Source organism: Paenibacillus nitricinens (assembly GCF_052056485.1).
Classification (GTDB): Bacteria; Bacillota; Bacilli; order Paenibacillales; family Paenibacillaceae; genus Paenibacillus_AQ; species Paenibacillus_AQ nitricinens.
On the sequence record NZ_CP183948.1, the window covers coordinates 5609995 to 5625559 of the forward strand.

The window sequence follows — 15565 nt, forward strand, 5'->3', positions numbered from 1 at the left end:
AATAAAACTTGCATCGGAAGCATTCGCTATGAGTAGTAGTACCTACCAGAGACTAACATCTGCCCGGCGGGCTATTTTGTTGGCCATCACCAGCAGAATGACACTGATCACCGCTTTGAAAAGCCCTACCGCTGTCGCATAAGAGAATCTGGCATTTAATATCCCAACACGGTACACATAGGTGTCGATAACATCGGAGTAGGGTCGCAGGATTGGATTGGTTGCCAGCAGCAAAATGTCCTCGAAGCCCGCACTAAGCAGACTGCCGATCGCAAGAATCATAAAGATGATGATAATGGGGGTAATGCTGGGGAGTGTAATCAAGTGAATTTGCTTAAATCGGCTTGCTCCGTCTATGGAAGCGGCTTCATATAAAGTCGGATCAATGCCTGCAATCGCGGCCAGATAGACAATGCTCCCAAATCCGACCTCCTTCCACACATTTACACTTACTAGAATAGACCAGAAGTATTTGGGTAATGCCAGAAAGTTAACTGGCTCCCCTACCAGATTGAATCGCTCCAGCACATAGTTCACCGTTCCGTTATCAACAGATAATAGCGAAAATACAAAACCGGATACAATAACCCAAGACAGGAAATAAGGTAAATAGCTGACGGTCTGGATAACGCGTTTAAAGCCCATATTACCGATCTCATTCAGCATCAGTGCAAGAAGAATCGGTGCTGGAAAAGAGATAATCAATTTAAGCAAGCTAATCACAATGGTATTTCGCATCACATTCCAGAACTCCGGTGCCTCGAAGAACATTCTGAAATGCATAAATCCAACCCAGGGGCTCTTCATCATGCCGCCAAAAATATCGTATTGTTGGAACGCCATGACCACGCCATACATCGGAATGTAGCTAAAAATGAATACAAAGATAATTCCCGGCCAAACCATGGACTGCAAATCCAATTGGCTGGTGAATTTCTTCCATCTACTTGGTTTCTCGGCCGTGTTCATCCGCTTTTCCTCCTCTGGACGATTCTAGTGAAACAACGGCAAAAACGCTTTGTTCTTCTCCAGCATTTCATCCAGCAGCTGTTCAGCTACAGTGACCGAGGGCACGAGCGGATGATGAACCATAGCCTGCAGGGCCATATCCCGGTCTCCGTGCACAGCCGCCTCGATGGTGAGGCTCTCGTATTGCTTGACCGCGGCCAGCAGGCCTTTGACGGGCTGCGGAATTTTGCACAGCGGAATCGGCAGCGGACCTTGTTTGGTTACCACACAGTTCACCTCAATGGAGGCATCGTCCGGCAAGAAGTCAATCATTCCGTTATTCCTCACATTCAACGTCTGGATATCGCGGGAATCATTATAAATGGAGCGCATCAGCAGCACTGCCGCCTCCGAGTAATAGGCTCCACCACGCTGCTCCAGTTGCTTTGGCTTCTCCTTAAGCTCTACGTTCCGGTACAGCTCAAACAACTCTTCCTCCACCTTCTTCACTACCTCAGCGCGCGATCCGGTCGTTGCTGCTGCTTCCTTCTGTTCCGCAAGCATCGCGTCCGTCATGTAGTAATAGCTAAGGTAATAAGAAGGGATGGCTTTCAAAGCATTCAGAAACCGGTGGTCCCAGGAATCAAACGGCACATTGCTCGCCTTGTAGTTCTGGGGGTAATCAATGAGCTCCTGTAGCTTGCTTTTACCGTCAATTACGATATCGGATACCCAGTGCAGATGGTTGATGCCGACAAACTCCGCGTAGATCTTCTCCATAGGAAGTCCGAAAAACTCAGAGAGCCACTTTTGAAAACCGATCGGCGAGTTGCACAGGCCTACGCTTTTTACCGATGAATATTTGTGAACAGCTTCAGTCACCATACCGGCCGGATTCGTAAAATTCAGCAACCAGGCATCCGGAGCTAGCTCCTCAATGTCCTTGCAAATATCCAGAATGACCGGAATGGTCCGTAGGCCTTTCATCATCCCTCCAGGACCCGTCGTCTCCTGACCGATGACATCGTATTGAAGCGGAATTAATTCATCCCACTTTCGCGCTTCCAGCATACCTACCCGGATTTGAGTGCAGATAAAGTCTGCTCCGGCGATGGCCTCCCTCCGCTCAAGCGTCTGGTCCACGGTAATTGGCAGTCCGGACTCAGCAATCATACGCTTGCTTAGTTCCGCAATCGTATGCAGCTTCTCCCTTCCCGCCTCAATATCCACCAGCCATACTTCGCGGACGGGAAGCTCTTTATGATGCATGATGATGCCTTCAATAAGCTCAGGCGTATATGATGAACCCGCTCCGATGACAACGAGCTTCAAAGTCTCCTTCATAATAATAGCCCCTCCTTACCCAGTGATAGACGATCAAGAACCTCCTGATTCACACGCATACCGCTGCTTTCCATTGCCAGAACGACCGCGCCTACAACCGGTTCCCGGGTTAGAATCTTTAAAGTGCCATTTGGAGCCGAATGCTTCACACTCTGTTCAATGGCCCGCCGGATGATGCCTGAGCGATCCCCCTTGGTTAATAAGCTGCCTGCAAGTACGATGTCAAAGGAATCCTCCTCCATAGCCAAATGGCGGATTGTCGAGACCGCTGCCAAACCGAGCTCATCCCCTTGCTTGGTCAGCAGTAGGGTGGCAACCTGGTCTCCTTCATCTGCCGCTTGAAACAGCAGCTCAGCAATCTGGGGAGGCAAGTCTCTCGAATGATCCAGGTAATCCTCCCTTAACTCCGAAACACTGGAATAGCCCAGCAAATGAATTAAGCGTTCGCTTAAGACAGTCTCTTTCTCTCTTCCATCATCTGCCCGAAGAACGCTACGGAATACCTCAATACTTAGATCATAGCCGCCGCCGTAATCACCGAACCGATAGCCAAATCCACCACATTGATATGTAACGCCTCGCGGATTTTTACCGGCGCAGTTCACTCCCGAGCCGCAGATCAGCACGATCCCATAATTACTCTCTGTACCTGATCGCAAGGCAATCCAGGTATCGCAGGAAATCTCAGTTCGGGGAAGGCCAAGTCTGCTGATGATGGGTCGTAAAATTTGAAAATCGGATTCTCTATCCGCTCCAGCCAGGCCAAACCAGGAATACTCCAACTGATCCTTTGTCAGTCCTGACGCCAGAATCGCTTCCGATACAGCCTGTTGCAAACTGTTCTCCGCCTGCTCACGATTATTTTGATGATTCCCGTTCCCTCCCCTGCCTGCACCAATGACCGATCCCTGTTCATTTGCAATCATTGCATAAGTTTTGCTGCCCCCTGCATCGACTCCCAAAAAGTACTTCACAGTTCGTTTCACTCCTAATATTTAGGTTAACCTTACAGATGCGGTGGATTCACGCACGAGAAGCTGAGGAGCGAGCTTCGTTACACCAGCAGGCATCACCTCCCCATTGATTAATTTCATCAGCAAATCAACACCAATGCTGCCCATTTGCGCCTCAGGTTGTCTGACTGTCGTCAATCGGGGATAAAATTCACCTACGAACTGCTGATCATCAAAGCCAACCACTGAGATATCCTGAGGTACCAGAATTCCTTCCTCACGCAGGGCTTGAACAACACCGAGAGCAATAAAATCGTCTCCGGAAAAAATGGCTGTCGGCAGCTTATCTTCACGAATCCATCTCTTTGCCACCTCATAACCGCTACTTACTGTAAATCCGCAATATTCCGTGCCGAAGGGCGTTAGCCCCGATTCATCCAGCGCCTGTACATAACCCCGCTTGCGCTCCGCTACACTCAGGAACACCGAAGGGCCACCGATATAGGCGATCTGCGTGTGTCCAAGACCAATCAAGTGCTTGGTAGCTTCATACCCCCCTTGATAGTTATCGACGACGACACTGGGAACATCCTCATGCTGGAGCTGGTTATCCAGCAAGACAAACGGAATACTTTTTCTTTTCAGCTCCTCCACATATTCTTTTTCCTCAAGCGGAGATAACAGGATAATCCCGTCAACGCGGTCCTTCTGAAACAGGAAGTTAACGCCTTCATCCTCATTCTCGGCTATCGACAGGGCCAAGAAGTAACCTTGTTCTGCCAGCTTCCGGTTCACCACGCGAATCACGCGGTCATAGAAGGAGTCGTTAAAGTTGGTAATCGACATACCGATGACTCCCGTCTTACCACGCACGAGACTCCGCGCCGCTGAATTGGGCTGATAATTTAACTCCTCCATAGCACTCAGCACTTTCCGCCTATTGCCTTCACGCACAGAAGGTGAATTGTTAAGAACTCTGGATACGGTCACTACAGAGAGCCCCGACTTTTTGGCTACATCATGAATGTTCATCTAAGCTTATATGCCTCCAAATTCAATAGTTTAAACGTTATAACTTTTAAGGAAATAAAAAGGACTAACTCTTCTCGACAAAACTACATTCTGACTGATAATCGAACATTGAATGTCAGTTTCACCTTTATCGAAAGTATCAAAATGATTTCAAAAGTTTAAAGGTTTTAACTTTAAGATGATTTTACAATCATTCCCAATATCCGTCAATCCATAAACTGCAGTCAAACTTAATATTCCGCAATCTAAATCTTCAAAATAGCAAAGTCTTTCCGCAGGATATAATTCGCTTAAGGAAATATCATTATTCAAGAACGACAACAAAAAACCTCCCCTCACCCCTAGAGGTGGAGAAGGCTTAAACGCGTCACTTCCGAAGACATGGCCAGCTATATTTTCAGCTCCCCAAGCTTGATCAGCTCGACAACCGCTTGTGAACGGCCTTTAACGTTTAGTTTTTGCATTACATTGGAGATGTGGTTCCGAACTGTTTTTTCGCTGATAAATAATAAACCAGCGATATCACGAGTCGTTTTGTCCTGCACGAGAAGCTCAAAAACTTCGCGCTCACGATGAGTCAACAGAAATTTGCTGTGGTGTTCGTTCCCCTTCAATGGTGTCACCCCTCCTTGCCCTGGGTTTGTTTGGTATAACAAGGTAAAGGGATACAGTCAAAACATATTATGTATTGATGAAGTTAATGGTGCTGTCATAACTACAAAATGGGCTTAACCATCCGAAGCTTATTACACCGCTTTAGTGAGGACATTCAGCCGCAAAACTTGAAATTGTCTTGGATAGAATCATCTCCTTACAGGGCAAACTACAACTTGTTGTTTCTTATTAAAAGGAGGTGTAAGTATGAGCAACTCGAAAAATAATCAACCTACTAAGGCAGAGGTACAAACTACGAAATTAAACAAATTGCCACTAGTCGGTAAATTCGAACCAGAATTTTCTGCTGAGGAAGCCGCAGAAGTATTCAAAAATCAACCCTCTACGGAACATGAATCCCATAATGAACAATAAAATAAAGACGACACAGAATGGGGCTGTCGAATAAGTAGCTTTTTCCAATAAATGAGACGGTCCGGTTAATTATAAAAACTGTAAGCAACATTAGCAGCGATTCATCCATTATTGGAGAATCGCTGTTTTGTGTTGTTGGTCGTGAACTGCCGCTCCTACAGTGTATTCGTCATTTCCTTCTGATGCTTGCAGACCGAAATGACGTTATTTGCGGTGTTTTATAGGCAAATAGCGACTATGAGGGCCGATAGCGATCCAAATCTCGAAAAAAATCTGCGTTTAAGGGCCGCTGTGTCCGATAGCTACTTCGTACGTGCAAATAAATGATCAAATCAAACGAAATGTTACTTGCTAATTCCCGCATATAATTAGATATATTTCTACAAACTCAACTCCCAGTCCCAGGATTTTTTTTGTCGTGCAAAATATAACTATGAAATACATCACATTTTTATATTGACAGTAAATGTATACGGACTTATGATAAGTCCAGCATAAATGATAACGATTATCATTCACATATAAAAAAGGGGTGCTTCATTCAATGAAATTCACATATGCCGTGCCTGCAGGTCTACTTGCAGCCTCCATACTATTTACCGGGTGTGCCAGTAACAACAATAACAGTAATAGTAACACTAGCAATAATAACTCTGCAAATGCTGCTAACAGTACCAAGGCAACAAATACATCTGATACCACTACAGCAACTACTGCCGACTTTACATCAGCGGTTGAACAATATCGTACATATGTCATCGAGCAATGTGATGAATTTGTAAAGCAAACAGAAAATTTCACGAACGCAGTTAAAGAAGCAAAAATTGAGGATGCAAAGGCACTTTATGCGCCAGCCCGCATGTATTATGAGCGAATTGAGCCGATTGCAGAAGCACTTGGTGATTTGGATCCGAATATTGATGCCCGCGAGAATGACGTAGATGCTGCTGAATGGCGCGGCTTCCATAAGCTTGAAAAGGCACTCTGGCAGGATAACACAACCAAAGATATGACCGAAGTTGCTGACCAATTATTGAAAGATGCCCAGCTTCTACGTGCAAAAGTAGAGACCGTAGAAATCGACGCCAATCTGCTCGTTACTGGTGCTGTAGAACTGCTTAATGAGGTTTCTTCTTCTAAAGTAACAGGTGAGGAAGAACGTTACTCCCACACAGATCTGTATGATTTCGTCGCTAATGTTGAAGGTGCCCAAAAGATATACGAGCTGTTAAAGCCAGAACTGGCGAAAAAAGATGCTGAGCTGGAAAAAACGATTGGTGAACGGTTTGCAGCTTTGCAAGCTGAGCTTGCTCCTTTCAAATCTGGAGATGGATATGTTTCCTATGAAGAGCTAAAGGAAGAAGATGTCCGTAAGTTGAGTCAGAATTTGGATGCATTGGCTGAGCCATTGTCCAACATGGGAACTATTCTAGGAGTGTGATCATCATGAATAAGCAAAATAGATCTACCGGTGTACCAGCGAATGCAGAAGGTGCCCTTCTCAATGAACAATCCAAGAGCAACCTTATATTAGATAAAAAACTAAGCCGCCGCGATATGCTGCGGCTTACTGGCGCCACTAGCCTTGGTCTATTATTAGGTGGTGGAGGTGTTGGGGGAATTATGGCTGCACGCAATGCCGTAGCTGAGCCAACAGTAGCCTCCGATGCTGATTCCATTCCTTTTTACGGGAGTCATCAGGCCGGCATTCTAACCCCTGCGCAGAATTTCATTTACTTCGCAGCCTTTGATCTGACCACAACGAAGCTATCCGATGTAAAAAAGCTAATGCAAGCATGGACAACTGCCGCAGCTTCTCTTACTACTGGCAGCCTCATTGGAAACGTCAATGACAACCCTAATCTCCCACCCTCCGATACAGGTGAAGTGGATGGTTTAAACCCTTCGCGCTGTACACTTACCTTTGGTGTCGGCCCTTCTTTTTTTGACAACAGATTTGGTTTATCTTCCAAGCGTCCAACCCTATTAGCCGATCTTCCAGCATTTACGGGAGACAGCCTGGATCCTAAGTGGTGTGGTGGAGATATTTGTGTCCAAGCATGTGCTGATGATCTGCAGGTGGCCTTCCATGCCATCCGAAATCTGGCACGTATTGCCCGTGGCACAGCCGTACTCCGCTGGACACAGGAAGGCTTCCAGCGCACAGGTACAGCTGATCCTAAAGGGACGACGCCACGTAATCTTCTTGGTTTCAAAGATGGTACGGGTAATCCTGATACTGCGAATGAAGCAGAAATGAACGAAGTGGTCTGGAACAGCAGCAGTGACGGTCCTTCATGGATGAGCGGCGGCACTTATATGGCAGTTCGCCGTGTACGTTTCCGAATTGAGGTCTGGGACCGTTCCTCTCTGAGCGATCAAGAAGCCACCTTCGGCCGTTATCGTCATAGCGGAGCACCTATCGGTGCAAAGGATGAATTCGATGATCTGAATCTTAAAGCCGCTGATGCTTCCGGGAAGCCTATTATCCCGCCGGATTCACACTCTGCCTTAGCACATGGTGACGGCACAGTTAAAATGCTGCGCCGCTCCTACTCCATTTCCAGCGGATTAGATGCCGCAACGGGTCAGCTCGATGCAGGATTATTATTCATTAGTTTTCAACGGGATTTAATGAAGCAATTTGTTGCGATCCAGCAGCGTCTCTCCAAGAGTGATCGTCTAAACGAATATATGACTCATACAGGCAGTGCGGTATTTGCCTGCTTCCCGGGTATTCGTAAAGGCGGCTACATCGGGGAAGCACTTTTAGGCTAAGTCAGCCCTATTTTCCAATCAAATGTTCCTGTCCATTATTGAAAGGGGATTATCCCGATGTACTCTCTTAATAAACGGCTGCTATCGAAGGCAGCCGGACTGATTCTGTTTAGCATCATATGTATGCTGATGCTGTCTAACCCGGCGGGGGCGGAGGGTGATGGCCCGGTCGACGAGCTGCTGCCGCCTGTCGGCAGCGCGCTCGTCGAAGCCGGCCAGAGCCGCTGGGACGCGGCCGCGGCCGATGTAGAAGCGTTCGCAGCGCTGTGGCGCACCGCGAACGCGAATACGCCGGACCCGGCACTTGCCGGTCCGGCTGCCGCCGTTGATGCCGCGCTTGCAGACGCGGCGGCGGCCCTTGCGGCGGGCGATGGTGCGCCCGCCAAAACGGCACTGTCCACGCTCGCAAGAAGCGTGGACGCGTATGTCACCGCCGCCTCCGGCACGGACGGCGGTGACACCGGAGCCGCCGGCCAAGAGACGGCGGCGAAACTGTTGCCCGCAGCGGAGCGCACGCGGGATGCGGTGCGCAGCGCCGACTGGAACGCGGCAGCGGCAGCGTACCGCGACATCGTCAGCGGATGGAAGCCGGCAGAGCGCAACATCCGGGCCGATAATTCCGCCGTCTACAGCTTGCTGGAGACGAAGATTAGCCTGCTGCGCATCGCGCTGCAGGCAGAACCGCTCCGCGAGGAGTCGGCGAAATCAGAAGCCGAAGCCTTGTATCAGCTGCTTGCCGATTACAGTGAAGGCAAAGCAATAGATGCTGGAGATACTTCCGGTAAACCAGCATCTATTGAAGGATTGATCAGCCATCTCAACAAAGCTTCTTCCACTGCCAAAGCAGGAAACAGCGCAGAAGCAGCTAATATCATGGAGCAATTCATCGTAGATTGGCCTTCTGCTGAAGGACAAGTACAGATTGCATCTCCAGCGGTCTATACCAATATTGAGAACGAAAGTGCAGCAGTCACTGGCTACCTGCTCTCTAATCCACCTAAGCTAGATCAAGCCTTAAAGATCATGGATAATATGGTCACTGAGCTGACTCCTTTGGCTGGTGAGACAACCTATAACGCTTGGGATGCTGCGCTAATTCTTCTGCGTGAAGGACTGGAAGCGATCCTCGTATTGTCTGCCCTTCTTGCCTACCTGAAGCGTGATGGCAACACAAAAGCACAGAAATGGATTTGGTCTGGCGCAGCTGTAGGACTTGTAGCAAGTATCGCATTAGCCGTTATACTCACCTATACCATTTCCCGCGCAGCTTCTGGTGGAGCACGCGAGATGATTGAAGGCATCACAGGTCTTGTAGCCGTCATTATGATGCTTACCATTGGACGCTGGCTGCATAGTAAATCAAATACCGCAAATTGGAATAACTATGTTGGACGGCAAGTGGATGGAGCATTAGCAAAGGGCAATCTTTGGTCTTTGTCCTCCGTAGCAGCGCTTGCGATTTTACGTGAAGGAGCAGAAACCACCATTTTTTATGTAGGGATGGCCCCTTCCATTAAATTGTCTCAATTGCTGCTAGGGATCGGTAGTGCTCTAGTGATTCTAGGAATTGTAGGTTACGCAATTATTGCCTTAAGTGCGAAATTGCCGATTGCCGCCTTCTTCCGTACAGCTACACTTCTTATTTACTATTTAGTATTCCGCTTTCTTGGAGAGAGCATTCACTCCCTTCAAGTCGCAGGGAAACTACCCGCACATGTACAGGATGGGTTACCTTCTATTAGCTGGCTGGGGATGTATCCAACTTGGGAAACTTTAGTGCCTCAGCTGCTTGTCCTTGCATTTATTGTGTGGGAGATACTGCGCAATAGAGCACCAAAAGCGTCACAAACTGTATAGCTACAAAGAAAAACGGTTGTCATCTTTAACGATGATAACCGTTTTTTGTAGATTTTAAATGAAGCCGATCCTATGGCCTTTATATTAGAAATGAAACTAGATGATACCGGTCCGTCACGCCCGTTAGGTTACGCCGGTTTAGTCCGGTAATCTCTTGCAACTACAGTCTAATTTATGAAATGGATTCCATAGCAAGCTTTTTATTTGCGATGTAATTTACGGACGATATAATAGAATAAAAAGACTATATACAACACAAAAGCATCAAAGGGAGGCTGTTGTTCTCGAATGGCTAATATAAAAGAAATCGCCCGTATGGCTGGTGTTTCCGTGACAACGGTCTCGCGAGTACTCAATAATCATCCTTATGTAAGTGAAGCCAAAAGAACCATTGTCCTAAATACCATTGAAAAATTAAACTACACGCGTAATATGAACGCCGTACATCTAATTACCGGCCGTACCCAAGCCATTGCGGTTATTATCCCTAACATCAACCTTTTTTATTTCTCTGTAATTATTGGAGGCTTAGCCCAAGAAGCGCTGCTAGCGCATTACCGACTCATTCTGTGCCAGACCAATTATCGTCATGAAGAAGAGCTCAAGGTACTGGAGATGCTGCGCAACAAAGAAATTGACGGCGTGGTAATTGTATCTACGAGAATGAGCTCAGAAGTCATTGAAGAATATACAGCATATGGCCCGATAGTCATCTGCCAAGATAGAGGCGAATGCCGCTTCTCTTCCGTGTATATTGAGCATTATTCTGCTTTTCGTTCCGGCCTGCAGTACTTGAGTGACAAGGGGTACCAACAGATCGGTTACTGTGAAGGCAGGCAGCACGGCAGCAGTAGTTCCATCCGGCAAATTGCCTTTAGTGACTTTCTAGCCGCTACCGGACAGCCTTTTCATGAAGAATGGATGATGTATGACTGTATGAATGAAGAGGATGGCGGTCGTGTATTGCACCAACTGCTGAAAATGAAGAAGCGACCCAATGCCCTGATTATATCAGGCGATCATGTGGCAGCCGGTCTGATCATCGAAGCGTGGAAGAACGGAATCCGTATTCCTGAAGATCTGGCGGTCATCGGATTTGACGACCAGCCGATCGGACGAACTTTAGGTCTCACCACCATAGATAACCAGTTACCTGAAATGGGTGTTACAGCTTTTCGGATCATCTATAATCAGATCCAAAATAATGATAGTCATCCTGTACACCGTAAGCTTGAGTATCGCATTATTGAACGTTCTACGGTATAGCTCGATTCAGTTATTGTTCAAAAACGGTCCACCTCGCAGTCTTCTGTGAGTGGGCCGTTTTTATTTAAATAGAAGAGAGACTAATAATTCTCGCATATTATCCTTATTGTATTCATTTTTACCCCTTGCATCCGGTTAGATTTTGTTTTATTCTGAATATGAAAATAATTTTCTTATTTTAATAAATAATTTTAAAAATAATTTTAAAAAGCTTTAGAAGTCGAGGTGAATGGATGTCCCCAATTTTATATGCACTTGAGCATGAAAAGTCCAAGCTATCCCAAATGGAGCGCAAGCTGGCGGAACGGATCCTGTCTTCGCCAGGTGAAATCGTTCATATGGGCATCACAGAACTCGCAGAGCAATGCGGTATTAGTCCTGCTACTATCACACGTTTTTGTAAGGTTCTGCATTTTAAAGGCTTCCCAGATTTCAAAGTAAAGCTGGCAGCTGAAATTGCTCATAGCGATGCAGCGCCTCAGGATGGCGGTTCTTCTTATCAAGATATCGTTGCAGGTAATCCGCTTTCCGTTATTGTGGAAGCGATGCAAACGAACCACCTGACCTCCATTCGGGATACGACTTCACTCCTAGATCTGGAACGATTACAAGCAGCCGTTAATTTATTGTGCCAAGCAAGGCGAGTGGATCTTTACGGCATGGCAACTTCCTCCATTGTTGCACAGGATTTCTATCAGAAGCTGATCCGCATTGGCGTGAATTGCACCGCTTTCGCCGATTCCCATATGCAGATTACATCTGCCTCTTCGCTCTCTGAAGGCGATGTCGTATTCGCAGTATCGTATTCCGGGGAAACCCCAGAGACCATTGATGCTTTAACTTGTGCCAAAGCCAGCGGAGCAAGCACAATCGCTTTAACCTCTTACGGCAGCAGCCCCTTGGCAACTCTGGCTGATATTCCACTGTTCTCCTCTTCTCTGGAAAAAGGAATGCGCCGAGGAGATATGGCCTCACGAATTGCCCAGCTACACATCATTGATATTTTGTTTACTGGAATGGTCAGCACCCGTTTTGGGGATTTTATTCCTAGACTGGAGCAATCTTATTTGAATGTCCAACATTACCGAAACAAACGAGGAGGTCAATCTTAATGAATATTCTTAAGTTCAACAGTGATGAAGATTTTGTACAAACGGGTGCGAATCTAATTGCCAGCCTGCTTCAAAGCAATCCAAAAGCGGTGCTCGGTCTAGCGACCGGGAGTTCCCCAGTTGGTGTTTATGCCAAATTGGTTGAAATGCACCAAAAAGGACTTGTAAGCTTCTCGAAAGCTTCTTCCTTCAATCTTGATGAGTATGTCGGACTTCCTGTTGATCATCCGCAAAGCTATCGCAGTTTCATGAACGAGCAATTATTCAATCATATTGATATTGACCCAGGGCAGACACATATCCCTAACGGCAATGCTGCAGATATGGAAGCGGAGTGCCGCGCATACGACAAAATGCTGGAAGAGAACGGACCGGTTGACTTGCAGATCCTTGGGATTGGAAGCAACGGGCATATAGGTTTTAATGAACCAGATGCTAATCTGAGCAGCAAAACACATGTCGTTGATTTGCTTGAAGACACACTGGAAGCAAATGCCAGATTCTTCGACTCTTTGGACGATGTACCACGGCAAGCAGTCACTATGGGCATCGGCGACATTCTGAAAGCTCGCCAGATTCTATTGTTAGTACGTGGTGCCGGCAAAGCTGAAGCCATCCGGAATGCCGTTGAAGGTCCGATTACTACCCAGTGCCCTGCATCTTTACTGCAAAGCCATCCGAATGTAATTGTCCTTGTAGATGAAGGAGCAGGAAAATGGCTGAAATAAACGAAGCGCTAGGAAAATTACTGTTTGGTAAGGTGCTAACCCCCCAAGGATTAATTAAGCATGGCGTAATTGCAGTATCTGGTGAGCAGATTCATTATGCCGGCGAGGCAGCATGGCTTCCAGAGATTTACGCTCACTGGCCTGCTAGTGGTCAAGCTTCGGAAGACCTGCTTATCCCTGGATTTGTGGATGTGCATGTACATGGTGGAGCTGGCCACGACTTTATGTATAGTGATGCTGAATCTTTAAATACCATCACTAAATTTCACAGCTCCCAGGGAACAACTACCATGCTGGCTACAACTATGACTGCCTCTAAGTCAGCCATTGACCAAGTCTTTGCTGAAATAAACGCATATCGCGCCACTGAGATGCCATACACACAAATCGTGGGCATGCATTTGGAAGGACCGTTCATCAGCCCGAAATGGTCTGGAGCTCAGAATCCTGAGCATATTGTTCTGGCTAATATTGAGTGGCTGGAACAATGGGAGAATGATTATCCAGGCATGATCCGGCAAGTCACATTGGCTCCGGAACGTGAAGGTGCACTAGAAGCTATCCTCTGGCTACGTAAGCATGGTATTACCGCGGCTCTTGGTCACACCGATGCTTCCTTTGAAGAGGTTATAGCTGCGGCAGATGCCGGATTAAATCAAGCCGTGCATATGTTTAATGCAATGACACCACTACATCACCGCAAGCCTGGAGCTGCTGGTGCTGTACTATTCGATAAACGCATACGTGCGGAGATCATCGCCGATGGCATACATGTTCATCCTGCAGCGATTTCTCTAGTGGCTAATCTAAAAAAAGATAACAATTTGTTATTGATTACAGACGCCATGTCTGCAACAGGTCTAAGTGATGGTGAATATACAATCGGTGATTTACCTGTGCTAGTTCAAGATGGCATCGCAACACTTAAAGATAACCCTGCCGCTTTGGCGGGTAGTACACTTACCATGATTCGTGGCTTCCGTTATCTCATACAGGAAGTAGGGCTCACCCTAGAAGAGGCCTCCCATGCTGCAAGCCTTACTCCGGCGATATCCATTGGAATGGAGCGTTCCATCGGTACCTTGGAAGCCGGAAAACGCGGTGATATCCTGCGTCTTGACGCTGAATTGAATTTGCGAGGCGTATGGATTGGCGGTCGCCCAATTACCATTTAATAAGGTGGCTATATAATAAAAAAGCAACAATTCTCGCCACAAAGGAGAGGACTGTTGCTTTTTTTTGTTTATAAAATCGAACTATTGATTAATAATTACGCGTTGGGAAAATTCGCTCAACCATCGTTCGGAATTCATCCACAAAACCCTTGATCGGATGACCCGCTCGGGCCTCTTCTGCATAAACGTTAACACGCTCTACAAAGTCTGGGTTTGCTGATACATATACATCCTTAATTGTTGCATCATGTTTTTTAACTTCAGCAGCGATTTTCGCTTTAATTTCTTTAGTAACCGTATCTGTTTCTTTCATATTCATCGTGTTATTTGTATTGTTCATGTGAGTCGAATGAGTACCGTTCATGTGAGTTGAATTACTTCTATAATTCGTACCATGAGTACTATTGGTGTAGTTTGGAGTGGTACTGCGAATACCCATTCCAGTCCCCAAACCATCTGTCATCCCTGATCCGGTTCCGGTTCCGGTAGAATTTCTAGTTCCCATGCCCATTCCATTACCAATGCCCATTCCCATATTGACATCACGTTTCGAACCGTTGCTATTCAGCAGAGGTCCATTATTATAAGTATGGGTTCTGGTCCCCGTTGTCCCAGTACCTGTACCTGTTCCCAGACTTCCCATTCCGGTTGTTCCATTTCTGTGAGTACCCATGCCAAGTGTTGCAGGTCCAGTGCTTGTTGTACCAGGGACTGTATTCACAGTGCCTCTCAGAGCTCCGTTCGTTCCATTCGTTACGGCCCCTGTATCATTCATTCCATCGCGCCCTATTTTCACTCTTCCTGTACCCGACATTACTCCAGTCGGTCCATAATTGTGTGGAACTGTAGATGATTTGGCTCGATACGATGTAGTACCTTTGGCCCGAAGACCAGTAGTTGTATCATGTAACGTTACGGCGACATACGCATTTTTACCTGCAAGCATTACGTTCGCTGTACGAACTTCAGGCATAGCAGCAATACGATCAGCAAGCTCCTGACTGACCTCCATTTTAGTAATATTATGCGTACCCATTGTTCCTCCGCGTACGGAGTTTACACCGATACGTCCGTCATTTACCCCACGGACACTATTAGTTTGCACATTAGTCTTTTCTGCCGTGTTCGTCCCACACCCTGTAATACTCACCAAGCCTAGAAGTAATGCGGCTGAGACTGACATGCTGATCTTGGATCGCATCATGAATTCATCCTCCATCTCTATTGTTGTATGTGTGCAGCGTAACAGTCGTTAGCATGACCTTCCGAAGAACAAGCTATCCTGAAAGGATTTGGAACTATGTCTGTTTACCGTCACCTGCGAATGCACATCGGCGTATCTT

Annotated in this window: 14 protein-coding genes; 8 read left to right on the forward strand and 6 right to left on the reverse strand. The window is 46.7% G+C overall.

Annotated features, from left to right (window positions below; genetic code table 11):
• Nucleotides 1-42 precede the first annotated feature (42 nt).
• The 5 genes from ACN6KS_RS25020 to ACN6KS_RS25040 form a co-directional block, all read right to left on the reverse strand.
• Entirely contained in the window at nt 43-969 is a 927-nt protein-coding gene (locus ACN6KS_RS25020; protein ID WP_283908901.1) for an ABC transporter permease, read from the reverse strand.
• 24 nt (nt 970-993) lie between these two features.
• Nucleotides 994-2292: a 6-phospho-beta-glucosidase gene (locus tag ACN6KS_RS25025; RefSeq protein WP_440960731.1), complete on the reverse strand. Its 1299-nt coding sequence runs from the start codon at nt 2290-2292 to the stop codon at nt 994-996.
• Nucleotides 2289-3266, reverse strand: a complete 978-nt coding sequence (locus ACN6KS_RS25030; protein WP_094872621.1) for an N-acetylglucosamine kinase — start codon at nt 3264-3266, stop codon at nt 2289-2291. The genes ACN6KS_RS25025 and ACN6KS_RS25030 overlap by 4 nt, the downstream gene beginning before the upstream one ends.
• Before the next feature lie 21 nt (nt 3267-3287).
• Nucleotides 3288-4277, reverse strand: a complete 990-nt coding sequence (locus ACN6KS_RS25035; RefSeq protein WP_094872622.1) for a LacI family DNA-binding transcriptional regulator — start codon at nt 4275-4277, stop codon at nt 3288-3290.
• 389 nt (nt 4278-4666) lie between these two features.
• Nucleotides 4667-4891, reverse strand: a complete 225-nt coding sequence (locus ACN6KS_RS25040) for a helix-turn-helix domain-containing protein (protein WP_019908812.1) — start codon at nt 4889-4891, stop codon at nt 4667-4669.
• Nucleotides 4892-5138: 247 nt separating this feature from the next.
• Between ACN6KS_RS25040 and ACN6KS_RS25045 the strand changes: the two genes are divergently transcribed.
• The 8 genes from ACN6KS_RS25045 to nagA all read left to right on the forward strand — a co-directional run bounded on the left by ACN6KS_RS25045 (nt 5139) and on the right by nagA (nt 14222).
• A complete protein-coding gene (locus ACN6KS_RS25045; RefSeq protein ID WP_179281690.1) occupies nt 5139-5306 on the forward strand; it encodes a hypothetical protein in 168 nt (55 codons plus the stop codon).
• Between the two features lie 544 nt (nt 5307-5850).
• On the forward strand, nt 5851-6747 hold the full coding sequence (gene efeO / locus ACN6KS_RS25050; RefSeq protein ID WP_379425053.1) for an iron uptake system protein EfeO: 897 nt from the start codon (nt 5851-5853) through the stop codon (nt 6745-6747).
• Between the two features lie 5 nt (nt 6748-6752).
• A complete protein-coding gene (efeB, locus tag ACN6KS_RS25055; protein ID WP_440960732.1) occupies nt 6753-8084 on the forward strand; it encodes an iron uptake transporter deferrochelatase/peroxidase subunit in 1332 nt (443 codons plus the stop codon).
• A 57-nt stretch (nt 8085-8141) separates the two neighbouring features.
• On the forward strand, nt 8142-9941 hold the full coding sequence (locus ACN6KS_RS25060; protein WP_440960733.1) for an FTR1 family iron permease: 1800 nt from the start codon (nt 8142-8144) through the stop codon (nt 9939-9941).
• Between the two features lie 288 nt (nt 9942-10229).
• Nucleotides 10230-11207 carry a LacI family DNA-binding transcriptional regulator gene (locus ACN6KS_RS25065; RefSeq protein WP_341135652.1) on the forward strand — a complete coding sequence of 326 codons (978 nt, stop codon included), beginning with the start codon at nt 10230-10232 and terminating at the stop codon, nt 11205-11207.
• 233 nt (nt 11208-11440) lie between these two features.
• On the forward strand, nt 11441-12319 hold the full coding sequence (locus tag ACN6KS_RS25070; protein ID WP_094872654.1) for a MurR/RpiR family transcriptional regulator: 879 nt from the start codon (nt 11441-11443) through the stop codon (nt 12317-12319).
• Nucleotides 12319-13047, forward strand: a complete 729-nt coding sequence (gene nagB / locus ACN6KS_RS25075; protein ID WP_094872656.1) for a glucosamine-6-phosphate deaminase — start codon at nt 12319-12321, stop codon at nt 13045-13047. The genes ACN6KS_RS25070 and nagB overlap by 1 nt, the downstream gene beginning before the upstream one ends.
• Nucleotides 13035-14222, forward strand: a complete 1188-nt coding sequence (gene nagA, locus ACN6KS_RS25080; protein WP_440960734.1) for an N-acetylglucosamine-6-phosphate deacetylase — start codon at nt 13035-13037, stop codon at nt 14220-14222. Before nagB ends, nagA begins: the two co-directional genes overlap by 13 nt.
• Before the next feature lie 88 nt (nt 14223-14310).
• On the opposite strand, the gene ACN6KS_RS25085 is transcribed toward nagA, so the two are convergent.
• Nucleotides 14311-15426 (reverse strand): YhcN/YlaJ family sporulation lipoprotein, encoded by a 1116-nt coding sequence (locus ACN6KS_RS25085; protein ID WP_440960735.1) that lies wholly within the window; start codon nt 15424-15426, stop codon nt 14311-14313.
• Nucleotides 15427-15565 lie beyond the last annotated feature (139 nt).